The sequence below is a fragment of the Labrenzia sp. THAF187b genome, from assembly GCF_009363375.1.
In the GTDB taxonomy this organism is placed as follows: Bacteria; Pseudomonadota; Alphaproteobacteria; order Rhizobiales; family Stappiaceae; genus Roseibium; species Roseibium algicola.
The window spans coordinates 2884403-2899195 of record NZ_CP045344.1 but is presented as its reverse complement, the minus strand read 5'-3'; the positions used below and the strand labels follow the sequence as shown (position 1 = coordinate 2899195).

The 14793-nt window shown below is 59.2% G+C and carries 13 protein-coding genes; 2 read left to right on the top strand and 11 right to left on the bottom strand.

Features of this window, described 5'->3' with window-relative positions; all coding sequences use genetic code 11:
• Nucleotides 1–33 precede the first annotated feature (33 nt).
• The 11 genes from FIV03_RS13195 to FIV03_RS13145 form a co-directional block, all read right to left on the bottom strand.
• Nucleotides 34–912: an S-methyl-5'-thioadenosine phosphorylase gene (locus tag FIV03_RS13195; protein ID WP_055655925.1), complete on the bottom strand. Its 879-nt coding sequence runs from the start codon at nucleotides 910–912 to the stop codon at nucleotides 34–36.
• A gap of 61 nt (nucleotides 913–973) precedes the next feature.
• Nucleotides 974–1465 (bottom strand): heme-binding protein, encoded by a 492-nt coding sequence (locus FIV03_RS13190; protein WP_152509865.1) that lies wholly within the window; start codon nucleotides 1463–1465, stop codon nucleotides 974–976.
• Between the two features lie 71 nt (nucleotides 1466–1536).
• Nucleotides 1537–2421 (bottom strand): cytochrome c1, encoded by an 885-nt coding sequence (locus FIV03_RS13185; RefSeq protein WP_152509864.1) that lies wholly within the window; start codon nucleotides 2419–2421, stop codon nucleotides 1537–1539.
• A gap of 30 nt (nucleotides 2422–2451) precedes the next feature.
• Entirely contained in the window at nucleotides 2452–3717 is a 1266-nt protein-coding gene (locus FIV03_RS13180; protein ID WP_152509863.1) for a cytochrome b/b6, read from the bottom strand.
• Nucleotides 3718–3742: 25 nt separating this feature from the next.
• The gene (gene petA, locus FIV03_RS13175) at nucleotides 3743–4303 is read right to left on the bottom strand and encodes a ubiquinol-cytochrome c reductase iron-sulfur subunit (RefSeq protein ID WP_152509862.1); all 561 of its coding nucleotides are present in this window, start codon (nucleotides 4301–4303) and stop codon (nucleotides 3743–3745) included.
• A gap of 306 nt (nucleotides 4304–4609) precedes the next feature.
• Entirely contained in the window at nucleotides 4610–6448 is a 1839-nt protein-coding gene (locus tag FIV03_RS13170; protein WP_062487611.1) for an ABC transporter ATP-binding protein, read from the bottom strand.
• A 2-nt stretch (nucleotides 6449–6450) separates the two neighbouring features.
• Nucleotides 6451–6879, bottom strand: coding sequence for a hypothetical protein (locus tag FIV03_RS13165; protein WP_152509861.1), 429 nt, complete (start codon nucleotides 6877–6879; stop codon nucleotides 6451–6453).
• A gap of 395 nt (nucleotides 6880–7274) precedes the next feature.
• A complete protein-coding gene (locus FIV03_RS13160) occupies nucleotides 7275–9137 on the bottom strand; it encodes an EAL domain-containing protein (RefSeq protein WP_152509860.1) in 1863 nt (620 codons plus the stop codon).
• Between the two features lie 132 nt (nucleotides 9138–9269).
• Nucleotides 9270–10589 carry a methyl-accepting chemotaxis protein gene (locus FIV03_RS13155; RefSeq protein ID WP_152505760.1) on the bottom strand — a complete coding sequence of 440 codons (1320 nt, stop codon included), beginning with the start codon at nucleotides 10587–10589 and terminating at the stop codon, nucleotides 9270–9272.
• Nucleotides 10590–10771: 182 nt separating this feature from the next.
• Entirely contained in the window at nucleotides 10772–11170 is a 399-nt protein-coding gene (locus FIV03_RS13150) for a DUF2177 family protein (RefSeq protein ID WP_152509859.1), read from the bottom strand.
• 104 nt (nucleotides 11171–11274) lie between these two features.
• The gene (locus tag FIV03_RS13145; RefSeq protein WP_152511923.1) at nucleotides 11275–13062 is read right to left on the bottom strand and encodes an ABC transporter ATP-binding protein; all 1788 of its coding nucleotides are present in this window, start codon (nucleotides 13060–13062) and stop codon (nucleotides 11275–11277) included.
• A gap of 266 nt (nucleotides 13063–13328) precedes the next feature.
• Between FIV03_RS13145 and FIV03_RS13140 the strand changes: the two genes are divergently transcribed.
• Both FIV03_RS13140 and hemF read left to right on the top strand, forming a co-directional pair.
• Nucleotides 13329–13811: a tRNA (cytidine(34)-2'-O)-methyltransferase gene (locus FIV03_RS13140; RefSeq protein ID WP_055655933.1), complete on the top strand. Its 483-nt coding sequence runs from the start codon at nucleotides 13329–13331 to the stop codon at nucleotides 13809–13811.
• Between the two features lie 54 nt (nucleotides 13812–13865).
• The gene (gene hemF, locus FIV03_RS13135; protein WP_152509858.1) at nucleotides 13866–14792 is read left to right on the top strand and encodes an oxygen-dependent coproporphyrinogen oxidase; all 927 of its coding nucleotides are present in this window, start codon (nucleotides 13866–13868) and stop codon (nucleotides 14790–14792) included.
• The last annotated feature ends 1 nt before the right edge of the window (nucleotide 14793 follow it).

Below are 14793 nucleotides of genomic sequence, written 5' to 3'. Positions count from 1 at the left end.
TTATGCCGGCAGCTCTTTCGGCCGGCAATCCGATTAGGTCCGGTTCAGGATCCGTCCAGCGACAGCGTCGAGCTTCGCCACCAGCGCCGGGTCGCGCTTGTCCGGTGCGGTCATCATGGCAAACTCCAGCGCAGTATCCGACCCGGCCGGGCAGGACTGATGTTCGCGCGGCAGATCCCTTGCGACACGGGCAACAAGCCTCTGGGCATTTTCCGCGTTCTCGTGAAGAACCTTGATGATGGCCTGAATATCGACTTCGCCGTGGTCCGGGTGCCAGCTGTCATAGTCGGTGACCATCGCGATGGTGGCGTAGGAAATCTCGGCCTCGCGGGCAAGCTTTGCTTCCGGCATGTTGGTCATGCCGATGACGTCGCAGCCCCAGGACCGGTAGAGCTGGCTTTCCGCAAGAGAAGAGAACTGCGGGCCTTCCATGGCCAGATAGGTGCCGCCCTTGGCATAGGCGAGGCCTTCCGCTTGCGCGGCTGCCGCCACTGCATCAACCAGCTTCGGGCTGACCGGGGTCGCCATGGACACATGCGCGACACAGCCGGTACCGAAGAAACTCTTCTCCCGCGCAAACGTCCGGTCGATGAACTGGTCCACCAATACGAAGGTGCCCGGAGCATGTTCTTCCTTGAGCGATCCGCAGGCAGAGACAGACAGAAGATCGGTGACACCGCAGCGCTTCATCACGTCGATGTTGGCGCGGTAGTTGATGGTTGTCGGCGAATAGACGTGTCCGCGCCCATGGCGAGGCAGGAAAACCACCTTGAGACCGTCAATGGTGCCGATGCGCACTTCATCGGACGGCGTGCCCCACGGGCTGTTGACGGCGATCCATTCGGAGTTTTCCAGACCCGGAAGGTCGTAGATTCCAGACCCGCCGATAATGCCCAATACTGCGTCTGCCATAACCACTCCAAACAGGTTCAAAATCAATTCCTGCGGGACACAGGCCCGCATCAGCGATGGTTTATTTCAATTGATCCGCGATGGCGTCAAGCCCGGCCTTGGCGCATTTCGCCTCGTTCTCACCGCCACCACCCCCGGCAACGCCAATCGCTCCGAGAAGCATTCCGGTGGCCGAGACGATGGGCAGCCCCCCAGCCAGAGGCAACGCTCCGGGAATAGCTGCAAGACTGGTCTCTTCGCCCGGTCCGGCGAGCGAACCAAGTTCCGAACTGGGCAGATTGAAAGAAGCGGCGGTCCAGGCCTTGCGACGGGCGGTTTCGGCAACATGCGCACCGCCCATGTTGCTGCGCAGTGTCACCTGCTCGACGCCGAAACGGTCCACCACGGAAGCTCCAGCCTGAAAACCGGCCTCGTTGCAGACCTCGACCGCGCGCAGTGCGGCGCGCATGGCTAGATGCATGTCCAGAACCTCGACCATGTGGGTTGCGGCCGATTGCGAATTTGCGGGGACAGGAAGCAGGACAATTGCCAGAAACATCAATGCGCGGCGCATTGCATTACCCCTCAAAGAAAAAGCCGCCGGAAGGTCCGGCGGCTTTCATCATGCACTTAGGCGGCAATCAATCAATGCTCAACGTTGCGCCACAGTTTCTTCTTCGTGAAGTAGAGCATACCGGCGAAGACGATCAGGAAGATCATGACCCGGAAGCCGATCTTCTTGCGCTCTTCCAGATGCGGCTCGGCGGCCCACATCATGAATGCGGAAACGTCACGCGCATACTGGTCGACAGTCATGGGAGTGCCGTCGGTGTATTCGACCAGCTCGTCGGACAGCGGTGCGGCCATGCCGATCGGACCACCTGTCAGATGCTCGTGCGCACAAGCTTCAGCGGTAACGGAACCACCCAGGAATGCCGGGTTGAAGTTGCCGGTGAAGTCCTCACCCAGACATGCCGGGTTTTCTTCCGGATAGCTGGTGAGAAGCGCGTAGATGTAATCCGGCCCCTGCTCCTGATACTGGGTGAAGGCGTCGAAGACGAACCACGGGAAACCGCGGTGCGCCGCACGGGCCTTTGCCAGCAGCGAGAAGTCCGGCGGGTAAGCGCCGCCGTTGGAGGCGCGTGCAGCCTGCTCGTTCGGGAACGGAGACGGGAACTTGTCCGCCAGGATACCCGGACGCTCATACATGTCGCCGTCGTCGTTCGGACCGTCAACGACAGTGTACTCGGATGCGATCTGCTTTGCCTGATCTTCGGTGAAGCTTGGGCCGCCGAATTCGGCAAGGTTGCGGAAGGCAACCTGCTTCAGGCCGTGACAGGAAGCGCAGACTTCCCGGTAAACCCTGAAGCCGCGTTGCAGCTGGCCACGGTCGTAGAAACCGAACGGACCCGAGAAGGACCACTGCTGCCGCTCGATGTGCGGAGCGTTGCCTGCTGCAAAGACCGGGGTCGCGATGGCGACAGCCGCCACCGCAGCGAAGGAACGAACCATTTTGATCATGGTGCTCATTGTCTCAATTAACTCCTGATCCGGGCCGCGTTACTTCGTTTCCGGTGCTGAAGTCGCACCAGCCGGTTTGCCGGCTCCGCCCTTCAGAACCGCTTCGGAAATCGAGGCCGGCAATGGCCGCGGCTTTTCCAGGAACCCGAGCATCGGCAGGATGATCAGGAAGTGGGCGAAGTAGTAGACGGTGCAGACCCGGGCGAGCAGAACATAGGTGCCTTCGGCCGGCATGGCGCCGAGGTAGCCAAGCGCAACGGCGTTGGCAGCGAAGATCCAGAAGAACTGCTTGAACAGCGGGCGGTAGGTGCCGGAGCGAACCTTGGACGTGTCCAGCCAGGGCAGGACGAACAGGATCGCGATGGCACCGAACATGGCAACAACACCACCGAGCTTGTCCGGGACAGCGCGCAGGATCGCGTAGAACGGCAGGAAGTACCATTCCGGAACGATGTGCGCCGGGGTCACGAGCGGGTTTGCTTCGATGTAGTTGTCCGGGTGACCCATGTAGTTCGGCACGTAGAAGACGAACCATGCGAACAGGATCATGAACACGATGATCGCGAACAGATCCTTGATCGTGTAGTACGGGTGGAACGGAACCGTGTCCTGCTTGGTCTTCGGCTGAACGCCCGACGGGTTGTTGTTACCCGTGGTGTGGAACGCCCACACGTGCAGGATAACGACACCGAAGATCATGAACGGCAGCAGGTAGTGCAGCGAGAAGAAGCGGTTCAGGGTCGGGTTGTCGACCGCAAAACCACCCCACAGCCAGGTGCGGATTTCTTCGCCGACCAGCGGAATGGCCGAGAACAGGTTGGTGATAACCGTTGCGCCCCAGAAGGACATCTGGCCCCACGGCAGCACGTAACCCATGAAGGCGGTGCCCATCATGATCAGGAAGATGATCACGCCGAGGATCCAGGAGATCTCGCGCGGTGCCTTGTAGGAACCGTAATAAAGACCACGGAAGATGTGGATGTACACGGCGATGAAGAACATCGACGCGCCGTTTGCATGCAGGTAACGCAGCATCCAGCCGAAGTTCACGTCGCGCATGATGTGCTCGACGCTGTTGAAGGCTGCAGTGGTGCTTGGCGTGTAGTGCATCGCCAGCACGATTCCGGTGATGATCTGCGAGATCAGCACGAAGAACAGGATGCCACCGAAGGTCCACCAGTAGTTCAGGTTCTTCGGCGTCGGGAAATCAACAAAAGAGCCGCGAACGAGCGAGATGACCGGCAGGCGGCTTTCCAGCCACTTTGCCGGAGCGCTCTGCGGTACATAGTTTGAATGTCCAGCCATGGCTGTCTCCTAAAAATCTATGCCGTTAGCCGATCTTGATCGTCGAGTCGCTGACGAACTCGAGCGGCGGAATCAGCAAATTCTCGGGAGCCGGGCCCTTACGGATACGGCCGGCGGTGTCGTAGTGAGACCCATGGCACGGGCAGAACCAGCCGCCGAAGTCGCCGGAGCTGCCGATCGGCACACAGCCGAGGTGGGTACAGATACCAACCTGGACGAGCCATTTCTCGTTGCCTTCGACGCCACGGTTGGCGTCAGACGCTTCCGCGTCCGCCGGCAGGTTAGAATTTCGTGCAAGCGGGTCGGGAAGATCAGTCAGGGGAACAGCCTTGGCTTCTTCCACTTCCGTTTCGGTACGGTTGCGGATGAATACCGGCTTACCGCGCCATTTGACTGTAATCGACTGCCCCTCTTCCACGGCAGAGATATCCACCTCGATGGAAGCCAGAGCCAATGCGGAGGCATCAGGGTTCATCTGATCGATGAACGGCCATGCCAGCGCGCCAGCGCCAACGACGCCCATGGCGCCGGTCGCAATATAGAGGAAATCGCGGCGGGTCGGTTCCGCCTGATCCGTATGTGCCAAGGTCGCGTCCTCTCGAAACCTGTTCAACCTGTACCGAAAGCCCGCATCACGTCCGGGACCCCTTCTTTGCCCAAGAAGGGAACGGAACCATGCCGGGCTCATCGGGGGCCGGATACGGGCTATTCCGCACCGGCCAAGCGGCTTGTCTTTTTGCACCCTTCGAAACGCTTGTCCAGTTCAACAAACGCCTCGAAACGCATATGTCGCAGGCAAAACAACCGCCGCGCCGCTTTTCTGCCCTTTTTTGGGGAATGAGTGCAAGAGCGGAATCCGATTGAATCCCGCTCTTGCCATTGGTCTTTGGATTTAGGCGGCCTGAACCGAGGACAGAAAGCCCCCCGACTGGTGCTCCCAGAGCTGTGCGTAAAGTCCGCCTCGCTCCAGAAGTTCCTGATGGGACCCCTCCTCGATGATTCGACCCTTGTCCATCACGATCAGCCGGTCCATGGCCGCGATCGTGGACAGACGGTGGGCAATCGCAATCACCGTCTTGCCCTGCATCAGATCGAACAGGCTCTCCTGAATGGCCAGCTCCACTTCACTGTCGAGAGCGGATGTCGCCTCGTCGAGAGCCAGGATCGGTGCATCCTTCAGCAGGGTTCGGGCAATGGCCACCCGCTGGCGCTGACCACCGGACAGCTTGACGCCCCGTTCGCCGACATGGGCATCGAGACCCTTGCGGCCCTCCATGTCCTCCAGTTCGTCGACGAAGGACAGTGCATGTGCTTTTTCAAGCGCTGCCAGCACCTCTTCCCGCGTCGCATCCGGACGGCCATAGGCCACGTTGTCGAAGATCGACCGATGCAGCAGCGATGTATCCTGCGTCACCACGCCAACCTCGGCCCGGATGTCGTCCTGACGGACATTGGCGATGTCCTGGCCATCGATCAGGATCCGGCCGCCTTCCAGGTCGTAGAAGCGCAGGATCAGGTTGACCAGCGTCGACTTGCCTGCACCCGACCGGCCGATCAGACCGATCTTCTCACCCGGATGGATCGTCAGGCTGAGGTCCTCGATCACGCCGGCTTCCTTGCCATAATGGAACCGGATGCGATCGAAACGGATCTCGCCCTGCCCGACCTCGAGCGCCTTGGCGTTCTTGACGTCCATCACCTCGCGTTCCCGCGAAATGGTGGAGATGCCATCCTGCACGGTGCCGATGTTCTCGAACAATCCTGCAAGCTCCCACAGGATCCAGTGGGACATCCCCTGAAGACGCAGCACGAAGGCAACCGCAATGGTGACTTCGCCGATGGTCACAGTGCCGGCCTGCCACAGAATGATCGAAAGACCACCGATGGAGGTCAGCAGCAGCATGTTGATGAACACCAGGACGATATTCAGTCCCGTCACCAGCCGCATCTGCAGGAAGACCGTCTTCAGGAAGCCAAGCATCGACGTACGCGCATAGGCTTCTTCGCGCTCAGCATGGGAGAACAGCTTCACCGTGGTGATGTTGGTATAGGCATCAACCACGTGACCGGTCATCAGGGAGCGCGCATCGGCCTGCTCCTTCGACACGTCCCGCAACTTTGGAATGAAGAAGCGGATCGTGAGCAGATAAGCAGAGATCCACACCAGGAACGGCAGGCTGAGCCAGATATTGGCTCCCGCGACCACGATCACGGCCGCGGTGAAATAGACCGCGACATAGACCATGATATCGGCCATGCGCGAGACGACTTCACGCACGCCAAGCGCCGTCTGCATCAGTTTCGTTGCGATCCGGCCCGCGAAATCGTTCTGATAGAACGACACGCTCTGGCGCAGCAGGTATCGATGCACCCGCCAGCGGATGGACATGGGATAGTTGCCCATCAGTCCCTGGTGAAACAGCAGCTGCCAGATAACCTCCAGCAGCGGGCGCAGCACCAGCAGGATCACCAGCATGAAGAGGAGCGTGCGCCAGTTCTGACTGACGAATGTATCCGGATCGGATTTTTCCAGCCAGGTGACCAGGTCGCCCAGGAACGTGAAGATATAGACTTCCACGATCGCAACCAGCGTGCCGAGTAGCGACACACCGGCCAGGATCGGCCAGACAGGTTTGGTGTAGTACCAACAGAAGGCCCAGAAGCCCTTCGGGGGCACTTCGAGAACAGTCTTCTCGAAGGGGTCCACGAGTTTTTCGAAACGCTCGAACATGATTACCTCTCGGCCCCGCTCAACCGTAACACATTGAGATGCACCAGGGCATCGTCAGTGCGCACAGGTTTTCTATGCGGGCGAATTATGCGGCCAGTCGCGAACAGCAGCAGACTGGCGATGAAACTTGTAAAGGCGAGAGCCACGATGAAGGTGCCCCAGAAAAGCGCGCCGAGTTCATCGGCGAACTGCGTCACCGGAATATGACGGCCGGCGATTTCCAGAGCCTCGATCGGGCTCAGATTGAAGACGATGACCGGAATGAAGAACACGACGGCGATCGCAAAAGTGGTTCCCAGAAAGACGCCGGCGGCGACAGCGGCACGCATCGCACGGCGGGGAAAAGCCTGTCGTGGCTCTTCTGGTAAAGACACTTCAATATCCGGACGGCCTGTCGCTGGGGACAGGTCCGGCGTGAAATGGAATGACATCGGATCATCTCCGAAATGGGATCGTAAACGTGGTGACGGCAGACATGCGCGGCAACGCATGCAGCTCAATGGGAACGGCTTCAGCCGGTCACCGCAAAAGTCAGGAATTTGAAGAAGGTCTGTGGCTTCCTAGCGGAAGCGGACAGTGATACCTGGGCAAGCCTGGAGAGCGGCATATGGGTGGATCATGCAGCGATCTGTCATTTAGTGCCCTCCTGGTTGCGCAGCCGGGCGGCTGCTGGGGAAACAAAGCCAACCACCATGAGTTGACTGGGGATGTTGGTACCTGCTTTCGGAGAACTTGAAAAGCAAAAATGCGTCAAATTGCAGCACGAAATATCGATCTGTTGCCCATCGGCCACAGAACCCCCAAACCTCTCCCCGCGGCAGAGAGGTTAGGACTGATACTCCAGCAGCTCGAACTCGCGCATGTGAATTTCCGCTTCATGCGGCGACAACGGATCTGCAATGACCTTGCCCTGCACCGTCGTGCAGCCGAATTGCTTGAGCAGATCGACCTGCTTTGTCGTATCGACACCCGCCGCGGAAATCTTCAGCCCCAGATTGCCGGCAAGCCGGATGACCGACTGAACCAGCTGCCGTTTTTCCTTGCTGTCCTCAAGCCCCGCGATGAGCATCGGGCACAGCTTCAATTGATCCGCGTTCAGATAGATAAGCTGACCGGCGCCGCCATGTCCGCCGCCGAACTTGTCCAGGGCAACCCTGCAGCCGATTTCCCTCAGAAGGTCGACGGATCCGGCGAGGCCGTCCGGTTCGTCGAAACGGATGATTTTTTCGTCCAGCTCGACCACGATGTCGTCGGTCCTGAAACCGGCCTCACAGGTAGCCTGATGAAGCTGTTCAATAAAGCCCTTTTCCTTCAGGCTGGCTCCGCTCAGGTTCACCGACAGGAAGAACGCCGTATTCGAGAGCTCTCGAAGTCGCCTGACCTGGGAAAGCCCCTCCAGCAGCGCGAAACGCTCGATCTGGGCGATTCTCTTGGCATCTTCGTGCGTCGACAGAAGGCTGACCGGGTCCACGAGCCCTTCGGAAGGATGCAGCCAGCAGGCAGTAACTTCGTATCCGATGATCCGCCGGCTCTCCAGGTCGTACTGCGGTATCATCATCAAAGACAGACCGCCGTTTTCAAGATCCTCGTCCAGCTGTGCCTGGATCATGCGCCGGTGGCGATGTGCCGCTCCAAGCGCATCCGTGTACCAGGAGATCTGGCTACGGCCCGAACGTTTGGCGGCATAAAGAGCAATATCGGCACAATTGATCAGCTCCGACGCACTCGCAGTCGCCGTTTTCGCCAGCACTAGCCCGACACTGCCGGCAACCCGCAACTCGTGACGGTCCACTCTCACCGGCTTGGCCAGTCCCTCAAGGATCCGGTTGCCCAGATCTTCCATTTCGCCTGGTCCGGACGGGTCCGCGACCACCGCGACGAATTCATCCCCGCCGATACGTGCGACCACCCCCTTGTCGCCCAGCACACGGCTCATCACCATGGCCACATGGCGCAGCACGGCATCGCCTGCTCCGTGTCCATGGCTGTCGTTGATGTCCTTGAAGTGGTCCAGATCAAAATGAATGATCCCGATCTGAGCGTTGCCGGCCGTACCTTCTGCAACGCGCTCCTTCAGGTAGGCATTCAGCTTGGCCCGGTTGGCAACGCCGGTCAGGTCGTCATGCTCCGCCTGATGTTTCAAACGGATGCGCGCGTTCTCCAGCTCCTTCACATGCTCAACCTGGCTGGTTACATCCCGGCAAATCAGAATGATCTTGGTTTCTTCCAGCGTCTTTCCCTCGACGACAGCAAAGGTCAGCTGGTTCCAGAACAATTCGCCGTTCTTGCGCCGGTTGAGGATCAGCTCTTCGGTTCCCGACCGGAACTTCGTCAGGTCGTAGCGGAAGTTTTCGATCTCGTCCGGGGAGAGCTGGTTTTCCGGCGGCAAGATGAATTCCTGAGGCCGCCGGCCGCGAATTTCCTCAGCGCTGAAACCGGTGATGCGTGAATAGGCCGGGTTCGTCCATTCGATGTGCCCGTCGATGTCCTGCATGACCAGTCCTTCATGGGCATGCTCCACGACAAGCTGAAGGATTGCGGCATCATTGCCAAATCTGGAAACGTTGGAAGGAGCCGAGCCGTCCCGCTGCTTTCGGCCGCATAAATAGCATACGGCCATGAGAACCAGAGCGGCTCCCAATGCGAGCAGGAGATGTTGACCCGGCACATTCGCTAAGAATTCTGCCATATTCCGTCTTCAGCCAAGATATTCGTTACGCTTACTCTACGGGAGCAAAACTGAACCAATCTCTAAACTGCAAGTTATTTTATTGGGTTACTGTCATTTATACCAATACACAAAGCGTTCCGCGGCGCCCTCTCAGGCAGCCCGCACGCTTTGCAGAAATTGCCGAACCTGTTCTTGCAGGCTGTTTGACAATTGCCCCAGTTCGGCAGCAGCACCGTTCATTTCATCGGTAGCCGTCCGGCTGGTTTCCATAACATCGCTCAAGGTGTCGACGTTTTCGGCCACCTGATCGGAACTGGTCCGCGCCGTCAGTGCATTGCTGCTGATCTCGTGGGTGGCCGTTGTCTGTTCCTCGACCGCTTCGCGGATTTTTCCGGAAATCTCGCTGACGCGGCCAATGGTTTCCGCGATCGAACGGATGGCGGTTTCGGAAAGCTCCGCGACTTCCTGCACCGCTGTCACCTGCGCGGAGATGTCTTCGGTCGCCCTGGTCGTCTGTTCGGCAAGGGCCTTCACCTCATTCGCAACGACGGCAAATCCCCGCCCGGCTTCGCCAGCCCTTGCGGCCTCGATGGTCGCATTGAGCGCGAGCAGATTGGTCTGGCTCGCGATCTGGCTGATCAACTCGACGATTTCGCCGATGGCACGGCCCGTTTCCGCAAGCCGACCGACAATCTCGTCGGTTTTCCGGGCTTCCGCCACCGCGGTGCTGGCAATGTCCGTTGCCTGGTCGACGTCCTCGCGCACACGGCTCAGCGAACCGGACAGCCGGTCAGCCGAACTCGTCACGAAAGCGACGGAACTGCTGGCTTCCGATGTTGCCTGATGTACTTCCTGGACGGCCTGCATGGACGAGTTCACCGCCCTGTTCAGATCCGCCGAATTGCCTTCAACGCTTCTGGCTGCCGTCGACAAGGCAGACACCACACCGATGACGGACTTCTCGAAATCATCGGCGACATCCTGCATCAGCGCCTTGCGCTCTTCGCTGAGGGCTTCCTGGTGGGCAAGTTCCTGCCTCGCCTGCTCTTTGGCCCGTTCGGCGAGGTTGGCCCGGAAAGCGGTCACGGACCTTGCAATGGCTCCGATTTCGTCGCTCCGATGGGCACCGTCGATCTGGATATCGAGATTGCCTTCGGACAGCATGTCGAGACCAGTCTGCAACCGGTTCATCGGCCGGGCGAGCCCCACGGCCAGAATGACGGCAAATGCCAGAAAGGCCAGACCGACCGGCAGCACGACCAAACCGATGGTGATCATCTGATCCAGGATAAGCCCGTCGATCTTGCCGGCAACATTGCCTGTCAGAAAGTCTTGCGCACCGGCGGGTGTGCCGATCTTTTCCATGAAGGCCTGGCGGAAGGTATAGAAAGCAAATGCGGTACCGGCCATCATGATGGCGGCAGCCGTCAGAACCATGGCGACGAACCGGCCCTTGATTGAAAGCGTCACGTGGAAACCCCGACAGTAATTTTTCAGCCCCGCTTACGGCCGCTGTTGATCAGCGCCGTTATCGCAAGATGAAACACTACCGCTCTGCACGTAAAAATTCAGTAACGGCCAGTCCTCGGAGAACTACGTAGTCTTGATATTTTTGACGAGACTGTTGTGCGCTGCGTTTCGCGTCTAGCAGATCAGGACATCAGCCGGGTGATCGTGATGCCCGCACCAGCCGAAACCGCGGACAGGACCGTCCCCCAGGCAACGTCGACGAGAACAACGGAAACCGGCCACTCCCTGAGCGTTGCGTAGTTGGTGACGTCGTAAGTGCCGTAGGTGAAAAACCCGAACAGCGCTCCAAAAACAATGGCGGTCGTGAGGCTGTCTGCCTTGAGCGCGGGGGCAACCGCGAAGATCACTATGCCGACGACATACACCAGATAGAAAACACTCGCGGCAGCGATGTTGGGCTTTTCCATCATCAGGTGGCCAATGCGATCAAGGTAGAACCGGGTGGATACCTGCGTCAGCCAGACGTAGTCCACGGCAAGAAAAACGAGCACTGTTGCGATGTATGCCGTGACGTATTTCAAGATTGGCCCCCTGGTTTTGCACTGCCTTGTTTCGTCGGTTCTACGCCTCGGCAAAGGCACTGGATCAGCAGGAATTGAGCTGAGCTGCTGCGGCGAACTTCAACTCAGGCGAATTCGCTTTCCGGTTCCAGAAATCCGCCGGACTGGCGGTGCCAGAGCTGCGCATAAAGGCCGTCTGCATCTTCCAGGAGCGTCTCGTGTGTCCCCTGCTGAACGATCCGCCCCCTGTTCATGACAATCAGTCGGTCCATGGCCGCGATGGTCGACAGGCGGTGTGCGATCGCGATCACGGTCTTGCCTGTCATCAATCCTTGCAGGTTCTCCTGAATGGCGGCCTCGACTTCCGAATCGAGGGCCGAGGTCGCTTCGTCCAGAACGAGGATCGGGGCGTCTTTCAGGAGCACACGCGCGATTGCAATGCGCTGACGCTGCCCGCCGGACAGTTTGACACCACGCTCACCGACAAAGGCGTCGAACCCCTTGCGGCCGCGCCTGTCTTCCAGCCTCTGAATGAAACCGAAGGCGTGGGCCTTGCGCGTCGCCTCCAGCAACTCTTCTTCACTGGCCGACGTACGGCCATAGAGGATGTTCTCGCGGATCGAACGATGCAGCAAGGACGGATCCTGGGTCACCATGCCAATCGACCGGCGCAGCGATTCCTGGTTCACATCGCGCACGTCCTGTCCGTCGATGAGAACACGCCCCGCCTCCACGTCGAAGAACCGAAGCAGCAGGCTTGTCAGCGTGGTTTTGCCCGCCCCCGACGGGCCGACGATACCGACGCGCTCACCCGGCTGGATCGTCAGGTCGAGATGATCGATCACACCGCCCGCCTTGCCGTAGTGGAACCGGATTTTATCGAACCGCACTCCCCCCTCAGTCACTTCCAGCTCCGGCGCCGCCGGTTTGTCTGTCAGGGTCACTGGCTTGACGATGGTCTCCATGCTGTCCTGCAGCGATCCGAAGTGGCGGAACAGGCCGTTGAGCTGGTTGAACAGCCGGTTCAAAAGGATGTTCAGTCGCAGGATCAGACTGAGCGTGAAGGCCACATGACCGGCGCTGATGCCGCCATCCTGCCAGATGGACAGCGCCAGGCCCGCAATCGAAACGATCATCACTCCGTTGACCAGCGTCATGATCATGCGAATTGTGGTCAAAAGCCTGGTGAAGACGCGTATCTTGGCAATCATCGTCTCAACCGAGGCCCGCGCTCCCCGGCTTTCTTCTTCCGATGATCCGAAAAGCTTGACCGACTGGATATTGGTGTAGGTATCCACCAGACGTCCGGTCACGCCCGAGTAGGCATTTGCCGAATCCTTTGCCGCTGCGCGAACCCGTGGCACGAAAATGATGGCGGTTGCGGTGAAACAAAGCAGCCAGATGGCCACGAGTGCGCCCAGCCACAGGTTCAGGTCCGCGACCAGCACAAGCGTCGTGATGGCATAAACGACAATGAACCAGACCACCTGCAAAAGGTTGGTCATGAAATCGCCAGCCGACATGCCCGACTGCATCACCTTCTGCGACAGGCGCCCGGCGAGATCGTCCTGGAAATAGGAAAGGCTCTGCTTCATCACCCGCTGATGGCACTGCCAGCGCACCAGATTGAAGAACCCGGGCACGATCGCCTGCTCTTCCACCAGCGCCATCAGCGAATTGGTGAGCGTGCGTACGACCAGCACCACGAACGCCATGGTCATGAGTGTCCAGAAATGATCGGAGAAGAATGTCGCGCGATTGCCTTCTTCCAGAAGATCCACGATGCGGCCAAGAAAATTGAAGATCGCCACTTCAACAAAGGCGGTCGCCCCGCCGATGGCGAGCATGGCGATGAACGGCCAGCGCACCTGCGTGACGAAATACATCAGGAAGGCAAACCCGTCATGGGGCATGTCGGATTTGGACGGCTCCCGGAAAGGATCTATCCAGGATTCAAAAGCGCGAAAGAGCGGGGACACGTGGCGTCTCCATGGAGGCTGGAGCGATTCTTCATGTCATCCTACGCGCCGGACGCGAAATTGGCCCAATGAAAATATGTAACGATTTGCCCCAAACCCGCAGCTCCCGGCCTTTTGCCGGGCATAGAAACTGGTCTTCCTGTGACAAATGTTATGCCTGCTGCTATTGAGCCGGTCTCCCGAAACCAGTGCGGATACCCATGCCAGACATTGCCCTTTACCAACCGGACATCCCGCAAAATACCGGCACGATCCTGCGTCTTGCTGCCTGCATGGGCGTAACTGTGCACTTGATCGAACCTGCAGGATTTCCGATCTCCGACAGCGCGCTCAAGCGGGCCGGCATGGATTACCTGGAAAGGGCCGCGATGGTTCGCCACATCTCGTTTGCCGCATTCGATGACTGGCGACGTTCGAACAAGCGCAGGCTGATCCTGCTGACGACAAAATCGGAAGTGCCATACGCGGATTTCGCGTTTCAGCCAGACGACATATTGATGATGGGCCGGGAAAGTTCGGGCGTACCGGAGGACGTGCACACGCTTGCCGATGCCCGGCTGACGATCCCCATGGCCGACGGCATGCGCTCGCTCAACGTCGCCGTCTCAACAGGCATGGTGCTGGGTGAAGCCTTGCGGCAATCAGGCACATTTCCTAAAAGCCCAGGGTACACTCAAAAATAGCAATCACTTGCATGCCCGCCGGCCCGGCAGGCCTCAACCAGTCCAGGCAGTCACATGAACGCACCCACACCTGAAAACCGCGGCGGTCCCATCCCGGACGGCATCGAGGACAAGAAGGCAACCGCACCGGCCTGGTTCAAGGAGTTGCGAGACCGTATCTGCAAGGGTTTTGAAGACCTGGAGGACGAGATCAGCGATCTCGCCGGTCCGCTGGCCGACCAGCCGGCCGGGCGCTTCGAACGCACGCCCTGGGAGCGCACCGACAGCACCGGGGCAAAGGGCGGCGGCGGTGTCATGTCCATGATGCATGGCCGCGTTTTCGAGAAGGTCGGCGTCCATATTTCCACCGTACACGGTGAATTCTCGCCCGAGTTTCGCGGTCAGATCCCCGGCGCCAACGAGGATCCGCGCTTCTGGGCCTCCGGCATCAGCCTGATCGCTCACCCGCAGAACCCGCATGTCCCCGCCGTTCACATGAACACCCGCATGGTGGTCACCACCCGTCAGTGGTTCGGTGGCGGCGCAGATCTGACGCCGGTGCTGGACGCACGGCGAACGCAGGACGACCCCGATACCGTTGCCTTTCACGAAGCCATGCGCGCTGCCTGCAACGCACATGATGTTGCCGACTATGACGCCTACAAGGCCTGGTGTGACGACTATTTCTTCCTGAAACATCGCAACGAAGCGCGCGGGATCGGCGGCATCTTCTACGATTATCTCAACAGCGGAACCTGGGAAGACGATTTTGCCTTCACCAAGGATGTCGGCCTGGCCTTCTTGAACATCTATCCGGAACTCGTCCGCCGCAATTTCCAGAAGCCGTGGAGCGACACGGAGCGTGAGGAACAGCTGGTCCGCAGGGGCCGCTACGTGGAGTACAATCTGCTTTACGACCGCGGGACGATTTTCGGACTGAAGACCGGCGGCAACGTTGCCTCGATCCTCTCGTCCATGCCCCCCGTTGTAAAATGGCCCTAGC

Coding starts and splice junctions, on each gene's coding strand:
- FIV03_RS13165 (WP_152509861.1), bottom strand. CDS start 6,879: ATGTCATTCCATTTCACGCCGGACCTGTCCCCAGCGACAGGCCGTCCG.
- FIV03_RS13190 (WP_152509865.1), bottom strand. CDS start 1,465: ATGCGCCGCGCATTGATGTTTCTGGCAATTGTCCTGCTTCCTGTCCCC.
- FIV03_RS13180 (WP_152509863.1), bottom strand. CDS start 3,717: ATGGCTGGACATTCAAACTATGTACCGCAGAGCGCTCCGGCAAAGTGG.
- FIV03_RS13140 (WP_055655933.1), top strand. CDS start 13,329: ATGCCAGACATTGCCCTTTACCAACCGGACATCCCGCAAAATACCGGC.
- FIV03_RS13185 (WP_152509864.1), bottom strand. CDS start 2,421: ATGAGCACCATGATCAAAATGGTTCGTTCCTTCGCTGCGGTGGCGGCT.
- FIV03_RS13170 (WP_062487611.1), bottom strand. CDS start 6,448: ATGTTCGAGCGTTTCGAAAAACTCGTGGACCCCTTCGAGAAGACTGTT.
- FIV03_RS13145 (WP_152511923.1), bottom strand. CDS start 13,062: ATGCCCCATGACGGGTTTGCCTTCCTGATGTATTTCGTCACGCAGGTG.
- FIV03_RS13195 (WP_055655925.1), bottom strand. CDS start 912: ATGGCAGACGCAGTATTGGGCATTATCGGCGGGTCTGGAATCTACGAC.
- FIV03_RS13160 (WP_152509860.1), bottom strand. CDS start 9,137: ATGGCAGAATTCTTAGCGAATGTGCCGGGTCAACATCTCCTGCTCGCA.
- hemF (WP_152509858.1), top strand. CDS start 13,866: ATGAACGCACCCACACCTGAAAACCGCGGCGGTCCCATCCCGGACGGC.